Source organism: Lactobacillus apis (genome assembly GCF_003150935.1).
Taxonomy (GTDB): domain Bacteria; phylum Bacillota; class Bacilli; order Lactobacillales; family Lactobacillaceae; genus Lactobacillus; species Lactobacillus apis.
Genome location: NZ_CP029476.1, coordinates 512786 through 529568, shown reverse-complemented (window position 1 = coordinate 529568; position 16783 = coordinate 512786). Strand labels below are relative to the sequence as shown.

Here is a 16783-nt window from a genome sequence, read left to right as displayed (position 1 = left end):
AATTACACCTTAACTATACTCTTATTTTTCGTAAGTAAATCTTATATCTAAAGTCGATTAAAGTCTAATTTCTTGCTTTGGACTTCTCCCCATCATTTTGGTAATTTCATCGTCAACATTAGAATTTTCATATAGTACACGATAAATTGCTTCACTGATTGGCATGTCAATTTGCTTTTCTTGGCATAATTCATGAACTGCCTTCACGGTTGTCGCACCTTCAACAACTTGTCCCATATTCTGCAAAACATAATCAAGGCTCTTGCCTTCGCCAAGTTGTTTACCACAACGCCAATTACGTGAATTAACTGAAGTACAAGTAACGATTAAATCACCGATACCAGATAAGCCACTAAATGTCATTGGATCAGCACCAAAGTAGTTAACGCCAAGTCTGGTGATTTCAGCAAGACCTCTAGTCATCAAAGCTGCTTTAGCATCATCACCATAATGCTTACCAACCAAAATTCCCGCAGCGATTGCAATTACGTTTTTAACTGCACCTGCAACTTCAACACCAACTAAATCGCTATTAGTGTATAAACGGAAATAGTCATTTGAAAACATTTCCTGTACTTTTTCGGCGTTTTCTTTACTTGTTGATGCACAAGAAATAGCAGTGAGATCTTTTTGAGCAACACTTTCTGCATGGCTTGGACCTGAAATTGCCACAATTTTATCCGTGTCGTTAGGATAGACTTCTTCGGTAAGAATGTCTGAAATTAATTTCTTAGTCCCTGGCTCAATTCCCTTAGTTGCAGTTACAATTAAAGGCTTGCGACCAGTTTCAGTCAAAATTTGACCAACTTGCTTGGCAACAATCCTAATTGCTTGCGTTGGCAACACAAAAAGAATGACTTCAGCCCCATCAAGCGCCTTGTTTAAGTCACCTGTGGCTGTAGCTGTTTCATTAACACTCCAATCCTTCATGTAGTGCTCATTGGTGTGATGCTTGTTAATTTCTTGGTTAACTTCCTCATTATTACCGTAAAGTACGATTTCATTACCTTTATCAGCAAGCATCGAACCTAAAACTGTTCCCCATGAACCTGCTCCTAAAACTGCAATTTTTGTCATTGTTTTTCCAATCTTTCTATTTATATTTTTACTAATCTCTTGAATACGGGAATTTTAGCCCACTTCCGTCAAGATACCATTTAGGTTTGACGACTTTTCTTCGATAAATGAATAAAGCAATTACAGCAATAAACAAAATCAAACTTAATAATTGTGAAACCCTTATTTCACCTGTTAAATATAAACTATCTGTACGCAATCCTTCGACAAAAAAGCGCACGACAGAATACCAGCCTAAGTACAGCATAAAGACCTCACCTTGTTTAAACAAGTGCTTTCTGTGTCTTAATACCAGAATCAGAATTAACCCAATGAGATTAAAAAATGATTCATATAAAAATGTCGGCTGATAATAAGTTCCACCAATCTTCATTTGATTAATGATAAAATCTGGCAAATGTAGGCTCTGTAAAAAATGCAAAGTTGTTGGCCCACCGTGAGCTTCTTGATTGAAAAAGTTACCCCAGCGTCCAAGAATTTGTGCTGCCATGACCCCTGGTGTAATTACATCTAACATTAAAAATGGTGGTAACATTCTTCGATAAGAAAATATTAGTAAAACAATCAAGCCAGCAATTAAACCGCCATAGATTGCAATACCACCATTCCAAATTGCAATAATTTGATCAGGATGCTTTGAATAATAACTCCATTCAAAAATCACATAATAGATTCGAGCCCCAACGTAGCCAAGTGGAACTACCCATAACAATAGGTCAAGAAAGTCCTCACTTTCGATTTGGCGCTTTCTACCTTCAACAATTGCCATTGAAACTGCCAAAATGATTGCAACAGCCATGATAATGCCGTACCACTTTACACTAAAGTTACCAATTACAAAGGCGTCAGGACTAATCACTAACTTCATTTACTTTCACCCTTTGTTGAGTCATCTTTAGAATTTTCAGCAATCAAACTAGTTAAATTATTGTCGAAGGTAGTCGTGGCATTATAGCCCATTCTTTTTGCCCTAAAGTTCATTGCAGCAATTTCAATGATATCTTCCATACTGCGACCAACTTTGACTGGAATAGTAATCTGTGGAATTTCAACATTGCAAATTTCACGTTTACTTTCTTCGAACCCTAACCGATCATAATTAGCCTTTTCATTCCAATTAACCAGTTTGATTACAAGCTGAATTACCTCGCGATTTTTCACTGCACCGACACCAAATAAATCCATTACATCAATAATTCCGATACCACGGATTTCCATCAGATGCTTCAAAATTTGTGGTGCCTCACCCATTACAGTTTCAACATCACGTTGGTAAACATCAACACGGTCATCAGCAATTAATCTATGACCCCGATGAATCAAACCAAGAGCAGTTTCCGACTTTCCGACACCAGAGTCACCAGTTAGTAAAATACCCATTCCTTTTACTTCAACTAATACGCCATGAACGGTATCTCTAACTGCCAAGCGTTCACGCAAGTATTCCGTTAGTCTACTTGAAACATAGGTTGTTGATTCAGTTGAAGATAAAATTGGAATTTTAGCATCCTCTGCCGCTTCCTTAAGTTCTTTTGGCACAGGCAAAGAACGTGAGACAAAGAAACACGGTGTTTGCGGTGTACATAGTCGCTTGAAAACATTGACCAAACTCTCGTGATCTAGCCTGGCCGCATAAGATATCTCAGTTCTACCTAAAAGCTGAATTCGCTCTTTCGGATAAAAATCGAAATAACCAGTTAATTCAAGCCCTGGACGGTAAATGTCCGAGACCATTATTTCTTTATCATCAATGTATTGCTGCCCTTGGACAACATATGCAATTTTGTTATCTCGAACTAAATTTTTTAATTTAACAGCGTTTACCATTTAAAATTGCCTTTCAGTTATTTGTCAACATCCTTAGTGTGAACATTACGCACTTTTTTCCGTTTGGGCCGATCATTCGAATTAGAATACCAATTGTTTTTCTCAGAAAAATCTGGTCGTTCACCAAAACTACTTGGTCGCTGATCATCATCATTCTTGGTGAAGTGGTTGATCAACCAGAGAATAGCTGCAATTACCAAGACGGCTGGTAACAGCATGAATAAAATGTGAAAGAAAGCAAATATCGCACTTAGAATGACAACTGCTAATAAAACAATTCCAATAATTCCCCAAAAACTCATTTTTCCACCTACTCTGGATTATCTTGACTAAGTAACCATTGCAAATATGCATAGACAAATGGCTGTAACTTTCCATCCATTACACCACTTGTATCAGAAGTTTCATAGCCTGTACGCAAATCTTTAACTAAATTATAAGGATGAAAAACATAAGATCTGATTTGTGAACCCCAGCCGTTTTCCATTTGATCACCCTTGAGTTTTTGCTTATGCTGGCGCTTCTTTTCCTCTTCTAAATGGAAAAGCTTGGCTCGTAATTCGTTCATTGCCGTTTCACGGTTCTGAAGCTGCGAACGCTGTGCCTGTGATGTAGTTACAAACCCAGTTGGTAAGTGGGTAATTCGCACTGCACTAGAAGTTTTGTTAATGTGTTGTCCACCCGCACCACTAGAACGATAAACATCAATTCTCAAGTCTTTCGGGTTAATATCAATTTTGATACTATCATCAATTTCTGGAATGACTTCAACCGAAGCAAACGAAGTGTGGCGTCTTTTGGCTGAATCAAACGGTGAAATTCGTACTAAACGATGAACCCCATTTTCTGATTTCAATAAGCCGTAAGCATTTTTTCCACTTATTCGAACGCTAACACTTTTCAATCCTGCTTCTTCACCTGGCTCATAGTTGTTAATTTCAAACTTAAAGTTTCTGCTATCTGCATATCGTTGGTACATTCTCAGCAGCATTTGTCCCCAATCCATTGCCTCTGTACCACCAGCGCCTGGGTGAATTTCTAACAAAGCATTGTGATTATCATATTTGCCAGACAGTAACAGATCCATTTCATAGTTATGAAATTCTTCCTGTAACTTAGCTAAATCTGCTTCAACCTCTTTTTGCAGTTCTTGATCCGGCTCCTCACGTAAAAGTTCTAAAGCTGTCATTGCATTTTGATAGTTTTCCTGCAGACTTAAAAAAGAGTCACGCTTTTCCTTTAATAGATTATTTTCACTAATTAAATTTTGTGCTTTTTCTTGATCATCCCAAAACGAGGGTTCCTGCATCTTACTTTCATTAACAATGATGCTTTCGTCAATTGACTCTAAGTCAAAGAGACCCCCTAAAGTGGTCTAACCGCTTTTTTAACTCGTCTAATTGATTTTGGATGTCACTAATTTCCATTAATTTTTCTCCTAAATTAGGTTTAATACAAAAAAGAGAAAGCATAGCCGCTTTCTCTTTAATCTTAATTTTTTAACGACTAAGATTTTGTCTGATTTCAGCCTTCATGAATAAACGAGTTACATCAAATTCAATATTTGAAACCATTTCTTCAAACATGTTGTAACCGGAATCCTGGTATTCAACTAGCGGATTAAGTTGTCCATAGCCACGAAGACTAATTGATTGGCGTAATTGATCCATTGCGTCAATATGATCTGTCCAACGATCATCTACCACACGTAGAATAACCACTTTTTCAAATTCCAGCATTTGTGACGGATCAGCCAGTGCATTAGCCTTTTCGTTGTAGTTCTTCTCAACGTCATCATACAATTTCTCTTTTAACTCAGGAACTGTAATCGTCTTAAAGTCAATTGCATCCGTTTCATCTTCAGAAAGAAGACTAGAACTAATGAAATCCCGAAGGGAATCTATCCGCCATTTGCTTCGATCACCTTGTGCAAACATGTCAACTTGACTACTAATGGTACGACAAATCATTGGAATTAAGACATCCTTAAGTGAGTCTTCTTCTCCAATAACTTGCATCCGTTCACCGTAAATAATTTCACGCTGAATACGCATTACATCGTCGTACTGCAAAGTTTGCTTACGCGTATCATAGTTGTTACCTTCTACTCGTTTTTGAGCAGATTCAATTTGACGAGTAATAAATCTATTTTCAATGACTTTATCATCATCATTATCTGACAAGCGATCCAAAAAGTCCTTAACGCGCTCTCCACCAAAGCGTTTCATCAAATCATCTTCAAGTGATAAGTAAAAACGTGTTTCACCAGGGTCTCCCTGTCGGCCTGAACGCCCCCGAAGTTGATTATCAATTCTTCGGGACTCATGCCGCTCTGTACCAATAACTGCCAAACCACCAATTTCTTTAACGCCAGGTCCCAATTTGATGTCAGTACCACGACCAGCCATGTTAGTAGCAATCGTTACTGCACCACGTTGACCCGCATTCATGATGATTTGCGCTTCTTTAGCATGGTTTTTAGCATTCAAAACTGCGTGAGGGATATTCTCTCTATCAAGCAACCCGCTTAATCTTTCAGAACTTTCAACCGCAACCGTACCAACCAAAACTGGCTGTCCATTTGCATGACGTTCTTTAATTTCATCCACTACAGCAGCGTATTTAGAATCTAAGTTAGGATACAAAACATCTGGACGATCTATTCTAATTATAGGACGGTTGGTTGGAACTGTGATAACTTGCATATTGTAAATTTCACGGAACTCTTCTTCTTCAGTTTTAGCAGTACCAGTCATTCCTGCAAGCTTTTTGTACATTCTGAAAAAGTTTTGGTAAGTAATCGTTGCCTGTGTTTTAGATTCTTCCTGAATCTTAACATTTTCTTTAGCTTCAATTGCTTGGTGCAAGCCATCTGAATAGCGCCGCCCCTTCATTACACGACCAGTGAATGAATCAACAATTAAAACTTCACCATCTTGAACAACATAGTCAATATCCTTGAGCATAATGTAATTTGCACGTAAAGCTTGATCGATGTGATGCACAAGTTTTTGGTTTCCAACATCGTATAAGTTTCTCAAACCGAAGTGGTCACAAGCCTTTTGAATACCCGTTCTAGTCAAAGAAATTGTCTTAGTTGGCCAGTCAATCTTGTAATCTCCATGATCTTCTTCATCATCAATATCATCATCACTCTTGTCTTCTTTGAGAGTTTTGACAAAACGGTCTGCACGAATGTAGTCGCCGTTAGCTTGCTCGGCTTCACCAGAAATAATTAACGGAGTTCTTGCTTCATCGATTAAGATTGAGTCAACTTCATCAATAATGGCGTAGTTCAGTTCACGTTGAACCATCTGTTCTTTGTAAACAACCATGTTGTCACGCAAGTAATCAAAACCTAATTCTGAGTTAGTTGAATAAGTAATATCACAATCATATGCTTCCCGTTTTTCATCAGGTGACATTGCATTAATATTCAAACCAACTGTTAAGCCTAACCACCTATACAATTGACCCATTTCTTCTTCGTCACGACTCGACAGATATTCATTAACCGTAACAACATGTACGCCCTTACCTGTCAGCGCATTTAAGTAAACTGGCATTGTTGCAGTCAAAGTCTTTCCTTCACCTGTCATCATCTCAGAGATGTTACCATAGTGCAGTGAAATCCCACCAAGAACTTGAACGTGGAATGGATACAAACCCAAAACGCGTTTAGCACCTTCACGAGAAACTGCGAAAGCTTCAGGTAAAAGTGAATCTAAAGTTTCACCATTTTCCAAGCGCTCACGAAACTCTGGTGTCTTAGCCTGTAATTGCTCGTCAGAAAGTTGACTATATTCATCAGCATAGCTTTCTACACGCTCAGCTAACTTTTCGAATTTCTTTAGTTCTCTTTTATCACTATTGTATAGTTTCTTTAAAATATTAACCATTTAATCGATCCTTATATGTACTTAAGTATAAAACACATAATAATTTTAACATGATTAGCCCTAAATGAAAAACAAACAAAACAAAGACCTCACACTAAATGTGAGGTCCAGTCTTAAAACAGCAATTATTTATTTAGTTTCAATTAAGCCATAACGACCATCATTCCTACGATAAACAACACTAGTACCATTTGTTTCAGCATCTTGGAAAACGAAGAAGTCGTGCTCCAACATGTTCATTTGCAAAATCGCTTCTTCTGGACTCATCGGCTTTAAGCCGATTTGTTTGTTTCGAACAATAGTGAATTCTTTAGCTTCTTTTTCTTGTGCTTCTTCTTCAGTACCCTCAACAAAAAAATCACCAATTCCCTTTTCACGGGTCTTACGATTCACACGTGTCTTATATTTTCTAATTTGTCTTTCAAGTTTTTCAGAAACAAAGTCAATGCTACGATACATATCATCAGTTGTTTCTTCTGCTCTCAATACTAAGTATGGAAGTGGTATAGTAACCTCAACTTTGGCAGTACGATCACGATACACCTTTAAGTTGACATGCGCAATGATGTCTTGGTTCAAGTCAAAATATTTTTCTAATTTCTTTAAACGTTTTTCAACGTAGCTTCTTAGGGCATCGGTTACTTCGATATTTTCACCACGAACATTATACTTTAACATATGAGATTCTCCTTTCAACTGCATCCGCAGTCTTATCTTATTTATATTATAACAAAACTTGAAAGCGCTGAACAACATATCTCATCGACAAATTGTAAAGCTAGAAATCTGTGCTTGCGGAAAGGCTATTTGAAGCGCATCACGGGCATAATATAAAGTTCTTCCGGTCGTGTAAATATCATCCAAAAGCAGGACTGAGTGTTTATTCAGATCTGCCTTAATTCCCTCTTTAACAAGAAAACTTTGTTTGCTTTCCAGCCGCTCACTTCTCGTACGCTCACCCTGGGCACCTTGACCTTCTTTTTTGACAAGAAAAAACGAAAGTGGCACTAGTTGACTATAAATCGCAGTAATTGTATCAAACTGCCTTTTTGCGATATGTTCAAGGGAGGTGGGGATAGGAACATAAAAATCGGCTTTAATTTTCTTTAACTGCTCAAAACACAGTTCTTGCAATACTTCACGTAAAACATAGTCACCATATCGTTTATAATTTACCATTATCTCGTGAAAAGCATTATTGTAACGATAGATTGCATGGTTATGAAGCAGATTTTGCCCATATACTTTTTTCCATTCTAAGCAATCCAGACAGAATTCATTTGCGGCGGCTTTGCCATAGCAAATTTTGCAGTGCTGATTACTTATTGATGCAAATTTAGCCAAACAATGCTGACACAAACATTGTTCATGAAACTTTTTAAAGGAAAAAATCCGCAAAAATGAGGTAGCGGGAATGAAATCTTGCCCACATAACAAGCATTTTTTCATTTATTCATCTCCCTAATTTGCTTAAGTGCATTACGAATATTTTTCGTGTATTTGTGGTAACAAAATAAAACAAGTCCATCTGCATCATCTTTTGCCCGGCCGACACGCCCTGCAATTTGAACAAGGCTAGCTGATGTATAAATCTCGTCATCAGCTTGCACAACAATTACCCATACGTGCTTAAATGTTACTCCTCGTTCCAAAATTGTCGTCGTCACAAGAAGTTGCGACTTCCCCTGCCTAAAGTTTTCCACTTTTGCCAACCTATTTTTATCCATGGCATGAACGCCTTCAACTATCACACTACTAAACTGAGCATTATTTTTTAATGCACTCACATAGATGGGGATCTGTTCAACTCTTGGCACAAAAAGCAATAATTGATGACCACTCTTAATAACTGCGTTAATTTCTTTTAACAATCTAGGATTAATTTTTTGTTTTAGTAAAAATGGGCGGTTAAAAAATAATTCTCGCGGCACTGGTAATAGTCCACCATGAAACCGCCGGTTAAGACGTAAGATCTTCAACTGCTTTTTCTTAACCTTTTCAAGTAGATCATTTGTTGGAGTTGCCGTTAAGTAGGTTCTTACACCATCCTCTTTCACAGCATTCTTTGCGGCAAAATGTAGTTGTGTATTTTCGACATACGGGAAAGAGTCCACTTCATCGATTACCAGTAAATCAAAAGCATGATAAAACTTCATGAGCTGATGTGTGGTACAAATCGTTAGTTGATCCAGTCTGGGTTCGTGATGCTCTTTGCCATGATATTTACCAATTTTTATTGTGTTAAATGCTGCCTTAAATCTTGGGTACAGCTCATTAACAACATCTATTCTTGGCGTTGCAATGCAACTTCTTTTTCCCTGCGCAATGCACTCCGCAATTGCCGCAAAGAGCATTTCTGTTTTTCCAGCACCAGTAACTGCATGAACTAGCGTATCTGCTCTTTGATTGAAATTTTTAACAAGTTCGCACGAAACAGCTGACTGACGTTTTGTCAGACTGCCATGCCAGGTTAGACCGCCATTCTTCATTCTTGAAAATTCAGCTAACTCTAAGTTACGAACAAGTAAATCACCTTCTACTATGCGTCCTAATTCAATACAATCGCGGCAATAAAATTTGCCATTTGGTAGCTTCGCATAAACTCTTGTACCGCAACGCATGCAATGGCTTTGCTGAATTGCGCTAATTTTAGTTAAAGCTTCATTTGTGCTAAAATCCTCTTGACTGCTAATCCACTGGCGGCCAGTGAGGCAAGATGAATTTTCCATTTCTCTGTCCTCCTAATAGTAAATACGTCAAAAGGAGGCAAACTTTTTTGGCCAAAGAAGAAAATTATTTAACAATTAAAGAAAATGGTTCAAACGAAATAGTCATTAAAAAGAGTCGCTTTATTGCAAGTCTTTTTCGCACCGAATCAGTAGCTGAAGCTGAAGCAGTAATCGCTGCAACCACAAAAAAATACCGTGATGCAACTCATAACACTTATGCTTATACGATAGGATTAAACGATGAGCAAGTAAAAGCCAGCGATAATGGTGAACCTTCTGGAACCGCTGGTGTTCCTGAGCTAAAAGCCCTACAACTGATGAATTTAAAAAATGTTACTGCTGTAGTTACGCGCTACTTTGGGGGGACTAAACTTGGTGCTGGTGGATTAATTCGGGCATATTCTAATAGCGTTACCGAAGGAGCTGAAGCAATCGGCGTTGTTAAGCGTGTCTCGCAACAAGAGCTTTCTTTTCACGTCGCATATAATCGGTTTGATGAAGTGAACCATTTTCTAAAAGAAGAAAACATTTGGATTGAAAAAGTTACCTATGGGGTCGATGTTGTCATTAGCATTTTTATCGATGAAGATGAGCAGCAAGAGCTTGAAAAAAAGCTCACCAACCTTATGAGCGGTCAAATCGAGTTTACGCCAGGTGATAAACGCTATAATGAAATTCCAATTACCGATCATAATTATCATGACAAATAAAAAGGACTAGTACTTAGTCCTTTTTATGTTTGCTTTTTAATTGTTCTGGTTTTTCTTGACCCAAATGCCATACTTCAACCGTTGGATCTTTCTTACTACGTGAATTGATTATTTTTTGTATCAAACTTAAAAGCGGTTTGTATTTTTCACCCAATAAGCCAATTGATTCAACAAATAACTCTAGTGCTACGGCTAATCCTGCAATGAGTAGCCATAGGCCCCACACCGGTGAAAGTAAGAAAAGCAATGAAATGAATGAAAAAATCAGTGAAATTCCATATATTGCTAAAACTGCTTGACGGTGAGTTAGCCCCATTTTCATTAGCTGATGATGCAAATGGTGCTTATCTGCCTGTGAAACAGGTTGATTATTAAGCTTACGTCTAATCATCGCATAAATCGTATCAGTGATTGGCACGCCTAAAATTGTGACTGGTACTAGCATTGAAATGAAAGTTACATTTTTCAAGCCCTTAAGCGAAAATACCGCAATCATGAAACCAATATAGAGGGCCCCTGTGTCGCCTAAAAACATTTTGGCAGGATGAAAATTGTACGGTAAAAATCCCAAAAGACATGCAGCTAGCATAAAACAACTAATTGGAATGTAAAGCTGACCTGTATGTAAGAAGAAATAGCCAACTATTCCCATTGTTGTCAATGATATCATTGATACACCATCGGCTAAGCCATCAAGGCCGTCAATCAAGTCGACAGCATTAGTCAACGCTAAAATCCAAAAAATTGTTATTGGTAAGCTCCACCAGCCTAGATTTATTTGCTTATTTAAAAATGGCAGATTTAGTACGCTCATTTTTATTCCAGCTAAAAAGTAAATTACCAATGAACCAATGAAAATACCAAACATTTTTTGTCTTGGCTTAAGTTCCATAATATCATCAATAATTCCGGTTAGAACAATTACACTTGACCCAAGAAGGACACTAAAAGCTTCATGAGTAGGAAATTGCTCACGCAAGAGAATAAAAACCCCAATATTAAAAGTAACAAAAATACCCAAGCCACCTAGAGTCGGCATTGGCTTCTTGTTTACCCGTCTTTTGTTGGGGATGTCCACTGCCCCTAAAACAAAGGCTAATCTTCTAATAAAAGGTGTGATTGAAGCTTGAATGATCACTAAGAAAAACAGTTCAACGATAATTTTAAACATAATCGGCTACTTTCATAAATTAATTCTCTTAATTATACCGACTTGGCGAAAAATGTACAAATTAGGCCTATATTTCATAATCAAAAAAGGTTGAATTTTCATTCAACCCTTTTATTTTGCAACTGCAACTACCCTTTTTTCACGAATGACCGTAATCTTAATATTACCCGGGTAATCAAGCTCTTTTTCAACTTGGTTTCGAATATCACGTGCTAAAACAGTGATGCGATCATCTGAGATCTTGTCTGGCTCTACCATTACGCGAACTTCACGTCCTGCTTGAATGGCATAAGCCTGTTTAACTCCGTCATACCGATTGGCAATTTGTTCTAGTTCAGTTAACCGTCTAATATAGTTTTCTAAACTTTCACTTCTTGCTCCTGGTCTTGCAGAAGAAATCGTGTCTGCTGCTACTACTAGTTCAGCAATAAACGAAGTCTTCGGTACATCCCCGTGATGAGCAGCAATTGCATTAACTACTACATCTGGCTCATGATATTTTCTTGTTAATTCCACACCTATTTCAACGTGTGAGCCTTCAATATCATGATCGATGGCTTTTCCTATATCGTGTAATAATCCCGCGCGAACCGCTAATTTTTCATTTAAACCTAGCTCAGCCGCCATTGTGCCGGCTAATTTTGCCACTTCAATCGAGTGACCTAAAACATTTTGTCCATATGATGTCCGATACTTGAGTCGACCTAATGTTTTAACCAATTCAGGATTCATTTTGTGAATTCCTAATTCCATTAGGGCGCTTTCACCAGCTTCATAAATATCGTCGTTGACCTCTTTACGAGCCTTATCAACCATTTCTTCGATTCTAGCAGGATGAATCCGTCCATCCTTAATTAAGCGTTCCATTGCTCGTTTTGCAATTTCACGTCTAATTGCGTCAAAACCACTTAGTGTAACCACTTTTGGAGTATCATCAATGATTAAATCGACACCAGTAAGGGCTTCAAAAGAACGAATATTTCTACCTTCACGACCAATAATTCGTCCCTTCATTTCTTCATTAGGTAAATCAACAACTGATACTGTAGTCTCAGCCACAGTATCAGCTGAACTATTCTGAATGGCATCAATAATGATTTTATGAGCATAGTGATCAGCTTTTGCCTTAACTTCCTCATTACTATTTTGAATCATTTCAGCACGTTCTTTAACTAGCTCATCAGATAGTTGACTAAGAACCATCTTTTTACCCTGTTCTTTATCCAAATGAGCTACTTCATAGAGCTTATCTTGGCTTTGCTGTACTAACTCATCAGCTTTTTTAATTTTTTCATCTAAATCAGCTTTTTGTTTTACTAATTGGTTTTCCTTTTCGGTCAGTCCATCCTCTTTTTCGATCAACAAAGAATTCTTGTGATTGAGTGTATCTTCTCGTTGTTTTAAGCGATTATCATCACGTGCAATTGCGTCACGCTTTGTGTTTAGCTCATCTTCAACTTTTTGTCGATATTCTTGAATCTGTTCTTGAGCTTCAAGAATTTTCTCTTTTTTGGTATTTTGTGCACTTTGCTTAATAGCATCTGCTGCCTGCTTTTGTGCGTTGACTTCAGCTTTTGCAGCATCTACTTGTGCTTTTGCTTCGGTTAAAATATGGTCAGCATCACTTTGCGCATTTTGGACTTTTTTCTCCCAAACGTTCTTTCGAACGGCGTAGCCAATGACTGTACCAACTAAAATTGAAATAATAGCAACCGCGACGGGAATCAATATTGTATTTGTCATGATTACTATCGCCTTTTTTATTTTTAGATTATTTACACATAATTAATAATAATGAACCGCGAGAACGATGTCAAACAAGTAGAAAAAAACCTTGATCTAAATTATAGATCAAGGTTAATCTCCTCAACTTTAGTTACTTTTGTTGTCGGTTTTCTTTTTTTCGGAAACCTCCTTTTCAGCATTTTCGGCTTCTTTAGCCTTTTTGCTTTTAACTTTTTCTGGGTCTTCACGCTCAGCAATTGACTCTTCGTCAATGCCATATGCTTGTCTTACCTTCTGTTGAATTTCATCATAGATATCAGGATGCTCTTCAAGATACGCTTTGGCATTCTCACGTCCTTGTCCAATTCTTTCATCGTTATATGAATACCAAGAACCCGCTTTAGCAACAATATCTTTATCGGCAGCCATATCAAGTAATTCACCACTTTGTGAAATACCCTTGCCATACATCATATCAACTTCAGCGACTTTGAATGGCGGTGCAACCTTGTTTTTAACCACTTTAATTTTTACTCGGTTACCAGTAATTTCGCCACCAGTTTGCTTGATTTTTTCTGCTCTTCTAATCTCTAGTCTAATCGTAGAATAGAACTTAAGGGCACGGCCACCAGGAGTAGTTTCTGGATTACCAAACATAATACCGACTTTTTCACGAATCTGATTAATAAAAATTGCAATCGTTTTTGTCTTATTAATGTTTCCTGACAGCTTACGTAAGGCCTGACTCATCAAACGAGCCTGCAAACCAACGTGACTGTCACCCATTTCACCATCAATTTCTGCTTGAGGTACTAAGGCGGCTACAGAGTCAACAATTAAAATATCAATCGCGCCACTCGTAATCAGTGTGTCCGCAATTTGCAAACCTTCTTCACCAGTATTTGGCTGGGATAGGATAAGTGAATCAACATCAACACCTAAAGCTTCCGCATATGCTGGATCCATTGCGTTTTCCGCATCAATATACGCAGCCGTTCCGCCACGCTTTTGCACTTCAGCCACAGCGTGCAGAGCAACCGTAGTTTTACCTGAAGATTCAGGTCCATAAATTTCAACAATTCTGCCTCGCGGATAGCCGCCAACCCCAAGAGCTGCATCTAATGCAAGCGAGCCGGATGGAACGGTTGAAATTTTGGTATCCGCCTTGTCGCCCATGCGCATAACGGCACCTTTACCAAAATTCTTTTCGATTTTTTTCAGCGCATTTTCCAATGCAGCCTGCTTTTCATCTTTGGCCAAGAATTTTTTCCTCCTCTAGTATCTAGTCCTCAATTTAGTACTTACTAATTATACTTTGATTTAGTGTATATTTGCAAGAAAAAGCGAACAAATGTTTTAAAATTACTTTCTTACTAATAAGTACGCTAGAAATAAAAATAATTTTTTGCAATTTAATTTCTTAGCCCTTTTGGTTGCAACCATTTTTGTAAAAAGTTCAGAAGTAAATCTGCCAAAATTGCCATTAACGCGGTTGGCAATGCACCTGCTAAAATAATTGCACTACCGTTAGTTGCATTGGTACCACGGATAATTATATCGCCTAATCCTCCTGCACCAACAAAAGAACCAATTGATGTGATTCCAATTGCAATCACAAGAGCATTTTTTAATCCGGCAATAATTACTGACATTGATAACGGAAGTCGCACCAGATAGAGCAACTGCCATTTAGTCATACCCATCCCTTTACCTGAGTCAATGACATTTTTATCAACACTCTTCATTCCAGTATATGTATTTTTAATAATTGGTAATAAAGAATAGAGTGTCACCGTCACTATTACTGTCATTACACCTAGTCCCATCGCAATCATAATTATTGAAAGCAATGCAAGTGACGGAATTGTTTGAATAAAGTTGGCAATTTCTACAACAAAGTTACCTAAGTGTGCATTTCTAGAAATAAAAATTCCAATGGGAATTCCAACTACAGCAGCAAACAGTACGCCATAAATCGAAATTAAAAACGTACGGTTAAATTGTTGCAAAACATAACTGCCATTGTGCTGGTAATAATAAATAAATTGTTGCCACAAACCTAATTTTGACATTATTTTTGCCCCCTAAAGTAATTGTGCTTGACCAAGAATTGATGAGCGACAGTAGCAGGCTCAAGTAATTTATCATCCACTTGATAATTCATTGCCCTAATTTCATGGACATTAATATTACCTACTAATCTACTTAAAAGCGGCTTCAAATCTGGATGCTCACGTAAAAGATAGTTATTAATCAACATCCCGCAGTTATATGGTGGGAAAAAGTGCTTATCATCTTTTAGTAAGTGTAATTTATAGCTATCAATCCGGCCATCAGTTGAATAGCCTAAAATGACATCCATCTTTCCACTCTTCAAAGCTGAATATACTAATCCGATATTCATTGAGTGTGCTTTTGAAAAGGTAATGCCATACGCTGTCTGAAAGGCAGGATAACCAACACCAGGAGCATTGACCCATTCGGATGCAACTCCGAAAGAAAACTTATCCTTCACCTTTTTCAGATCAGAAATATTATATAGATGATATTTTTTCTGATCTTTTGCTCTTACCATAAAGGCATAGTTGTTTGCGAAACCATAAGTTGGCAGATAAGTTTGATCCCATCTTTTCTTTACTTCTCGCCTAACTGTTTCATTCGCCTTTTTTGAATCCTTAATTGCTGGTAATAGTAAATTGGCGGTCAACTCACCACCATCATAGGCCGCAGCTTGAATGTCAGCATCATGCCGATAAAGAGCTTGGTGTTGCATTGGCGCTGAACCTAAATTATTGATAATCGAAGTTTTATAATTCGTTTCATGTTCAATCAATTGAGCAACAATGTTAGCCACAATTTGTGATTCAGTAGTCGTTAGAGCCGTAATCCTAATATCGTCATTTTGTCCCTGAGTATCCGCTAAACCAGGTAAGCCACAAGCACTGCTGGTCAATACAAGTAAGACTGAAATGAATAACAACAATAAATTTTTAAATTGCTTTTTCATTAGACATGCCTCCTTATATTCCCTTTGGCGAAAGTTTCTTCTCTAACTGGCCTAATAAGTAATCTGCCAAAAGTGCCAAGATAATAACTGGAATCGTACCACCAAAAATTAAATCTGGTTGATATAAACTCAAGCCATTGAAGATAAAGTCACCTAATCCTCCTGCCCCGATATATGAAGCTAAAGTAGCCCAAGCGATGACATAAATAGCTGATAATCGAATGCCTGACATAATTACTGGCATTGCTAAGGGAATATCAACCTTGAGAATTAATTGCATTTTCGTCATTCCCAGCCCGCGAGCTGAGTCTATCGTGTCTGGATTTACATCAGTCAAACCAACGTATGTGTTTCGCATTATTGGCATCAAACTATAAAGAAATAAAGCGATAATTGCTGGTACACGTCCTACGCCAAAGAAAGGAATCATCATTGCGAGCAGTGCTAGGGCTGGAATAGTCTGCAACATACTCGCAAGTGCAATTACAACTTTGGCAGTCTTAGGAAATTTAAGCAAAATTACGCTAATCGGTACCGCAACTATGATTCCTAAAAACAATGAAATTGCGGAAATATAAATTTGTTGCCAAGTTTTTTCAAGCAACTCTGAACCATGCTGTGCAATGAAAGCAGACATA

Annotated in this window: 16 protein-coding genes; 1 reads left to right on the top strand and 15 read right to left on the bottom strand. The window is 37.7% G+C overall.

The window, feature by feature from the left end:
• Positions 1-57: 57 nt before the first annotated feature.
• From DKL56_RS02640 to DKL56_RS02600, 9 genes are all read right to left on the bottom strand, one after another.
• Positions 58-1077 carry an NAD(P)H-dependent glycerol-3-phosphate dehydrogenase gene (locus DKL56_RS02640; protein ID WP_109715305.1) on the bottom strand — a complete coding sequence of 340 codons (1020 nt, stop codon included), beginning with the start codon at positions 1075-1077 and terminating at the stop codon, positions 58-60.
• Positions 1078-1108: 31 nt separating this feature from the next.
• On the bottom strand, positions 1109-1945 hold the full coding sequence (gene lgt / locus DKL56_RS02635) for a prolipoprotein diacylglyceryl transferase (RefSeq protein WP_109715304.1): 837 nt from the start codon (positions 1943-1945) through the stop codon (positions 1109-1111).
• Positions 1942-2904: an HPr(Ser) kinase/phosphatase gene (gene hprK, locus DKL56_RS02630; RefSeq protein ID WP_074425575.1), complete on the bottom strand. Its 963-nt coding sequence runs from the start codon at positions 2902-2904 to the stop codon at positions 1942-1944. The genes lgt and hprK overlap by 4 nt, the downstream gene beginning before the upstream one ends.
• Before the next feature lie 17 nt (positions 2905-2921).
• Positions 2922-3206, bottom strand: a complete 285-nt coding sequence (locus tag DKL56_RS02625; RefSeq protein WP_109715303.1) for a hypothetical protein — start codon at positions 3204-3206, stop codon at positions 2922-2924.
• A gap of 8 nt (positions 3207-3214) precedes the next feature.
• A protein-coding gene (prfB, locus tag DKL56_RS02620) for a peptide chain release factor 2 (protein ID WP_109715302.1) occupies positions 3215-4331 on the bottom strand; the annotation gives its coding sequence in 2 pieces (ribosomal slippage) (positions 3215-4258 and positions 4260-4331; 1116 coding nt in all).
• A 72-nt stretch (positions 4332-4403) separates the two neighbouring features.
• Complete coding sequence (gene secA, locus DKL56_RS02615) at positions 4404-6803, bottom strand: preprotein translocase subunit SecA (RefSeq protein WP_109715301.1); 2400 nt, start codon at positions 6801-6803, stop codon at positions 4404-4406.
• 129 nt (positions 6804-6932) lie between these two features.
• Positions 6933-7481, bottom strand: coding sequence for a ribosome hibernation-promoting factor, HPF/YfiA family (hpf, locus tag DKL56_RS02610; RefSeq protein WP_109715300.1), 549 nt, complete (start codon positions 7479-7481; stop codon positions 6933-6935).
• Between the two features lie 81 nt (positions 7482-7562).
• Complete coding sequence (locus DKL56_RS02605) at positions 7563-8252, bottom strand: ComF family protein (protein ID WP_109715299.1); 690 nt, start codon at positions 8250-8252, stop codon at positions 7563-7565.
• Positions 8249-9532 carry a helicase-related protein gene (locus DKL56_RS02600; RefSeq protein ID WP_109715298.1) on the bottom strand — a complete coding sequence of 428 codons (1284 nt, stop codon included), beginning with the start codon at positions 9530-9532 and terminating at the stop codon, positions 8249-8251. Before DKL56_RS02600 ends, DKL56_RS02605 begins: the two co-directional genes overlap by 4 nt.
• Positions 9533-9579: 47 nt before the next feature.
• Between DKL56_RS02600 and DKL56_RS02595 the strand changes: the two genes are divergently transcribed.
• Complete coding sequence (locus DKL56_RS02595) at positions 9580-10242, top strand: YigZ family protein (protein ID WP_109715297.1); 663 nt, start codon at positions 9580-9582, stop codon at positions 10240-10242.
• Positions 10243-10255: 13 nt separating this feature from the next.
• Here the strand turns inward: DKL56_RS02595 and DKL56_RS02590 are convergent, their stop codons facing one another.
• The 6 genes from DKL56_RS02590 to DKL56_RS02565 form a co-directional block, all read right to left on the bottom strand.
• On the bottom strand, positions 10256-11413 hold the full coding sequence (locus DKL56_RS02590) for a glycosyltransferase family 4 protein (protein ID WP_109715296.1): 1158 nt from the start codon (positions 11411-11413) through the stop codon (positions 10256-10258).
• Between the two features lie 111 nt (positions 11414-11524).
• Positions 11525-13156, bottom strand: a complete 1632-nt coding sequence (gene rny / locus DKL56_RS02585) for a ribonuclease Y (protein ID WP_109715295.1) — start codon at positions 13154-13156, stop codon at positions 11525-11527.
• Positions 13157-13285: 129 nt separating this feature from the next.
• Positions 13286-14398: a recombinase RecA gene (gene recA / locus DKL56_RS02580; protein WP_109715294.1), complete on the bottom strand. Its 1113-nt coding sequence runs from the start codon at positions 14396-14398 to the stop codon at positions 13286-13288.
• Positions 14399-14550: 152 nt separating this feature from the next.
• Positions 14551-15210 (bottom strand): ABC transporter permease, encoded by a 660-nt coding sequence (locus tag DKL56_RS02575; protein ID WP_046306465.1) that lies wholly within the window; start codon positions 15208-15210, stop codon positions 14551-14553.
• A complete protein-coding gene (locus tag DKL56_RS02570; RefSeq protein WP_046306464.1) occupies positions 15210-16145 on the bottom strand; it encodes an osmoprotectant ABC transporter substrate-binding protein in 936 nt (311 codons plus the stop codon). The genes DKL56_RS02575 and DKL56_RS02570 overlap by 1 nt, the downstream gene beginning before the upstream one ends.
• Positions 16146-16158: 13 nt before the next feature.
• Positions 16159-16782 carry an ABC transporter permease gene (locus tag DKL56_RS02565; protein ID WP_109715293.1) on the bottom strand — a complete coding sequence of 208 codons (624 nt, stop codon included), beginning with the start codon at positions 16780-16782 and terminating at the stop codon, positions 16159-16161.
• Position 16783 lies beyond the last annotated feature (1 nt).

What these genes read in the sequence shown, in the direction of transcription:
- DKL56_RS02575 (WP_046306465.1), bottom strand. Translation starts at nt 15,210, where the DNA reads ATGTCAAAATTAGGTTTGTGGCAACAATTTATTTATTATTACCAGCAC.
- rny (WP_109715295.1), bottom strand. Translation starts at nt 13,156, where the DNA reads ATGACAAATACAATATTGATTCCCGTCGCGGTTGCTATTATTTCAATT.
- lgt (WP_109715304.1), bottom strand. Translation starts at nt 1,945, where the DNA reads ATGAAGTTAGTGATTAGTCCTGACGCCTTTGTAATTGGTAACTTTAGT.
- DKL56_RS02640 (WP_109715305.1), bottom strand. Translation starts at nt 1,077, where the DNA reads ATGACAAAAATTGCAGTTTTAGGAGCAGGTTCATGGGGAACAGTTTTA.
- DKL56_RS02565 (WP_109715293.1), bottom strand. Translation starts at nt 16,782, where the DNA reads ATGTCTGCTTTCATTGCACAGCATGGTTCAGAGTTGCTTGAAAAAACT.
- secA (WP_109715301.1), bottom strand. Translation starts at nt 6,803, where the DNA reads ATGGTTAATATTTTAAAGAAACTATACAATAGTGATAAAAGAGAACTA.
- hpf (WP_109715300.1), bottom strand. Translation starts at nt 7,481, where the DNA reads ATGTTAAAGTATAATGTTCGTGGTGAAAATATCGAAGTAACCGATGCC.
- DKL56_RS02625 (WP_109715303.1), bottom strand. Translation starts at nt 3,206, where the DNA reads ATGAGTTTTTGGGGAATTATTGGAATTGTTTTATTAGCAGTTGTCATT.
- DKL56_RS02590 (WP_109715296.1), bottom strand. Translation starts at nt 11,413, where the DNA reads ATGTTTAAAATTATCGTTGAACTGTTTTTCTTAGTGATCATTCAAGCT.
- hprK (WP_074425575.1), bottom strand. Translation starts at nt 2,904, where the DNA reads ATGGTAAACGCTGTTAAATTAAAAAATTTAGTTCGAGATAACAAAATT.
- DKL56_RS02570 (WP_046306464.1), bottom strand. Translation starts at nt 16,145, where the DNA reads ATGAAAAAGCAATTTAAAAATTTATTGTTGTTATTCATTTCAGTCTTA.
- DKL56_RS02600 (WP_109715298.1), bottom strand. Translation starts at nt 9,532, where the DNA reads ATGGAAAATTCATCTTGCCTCACTGGCCGCCAGTGGATTAGCAGTCAA.
- DKL56_RS02605 (WP_109715299.1), bottom strand. Translation starts at nt 8,252, where the DNA reads ATGAAAAAATGCTTGTTATGTGGGCAAGATTTCATTCCCGCTACCTCA.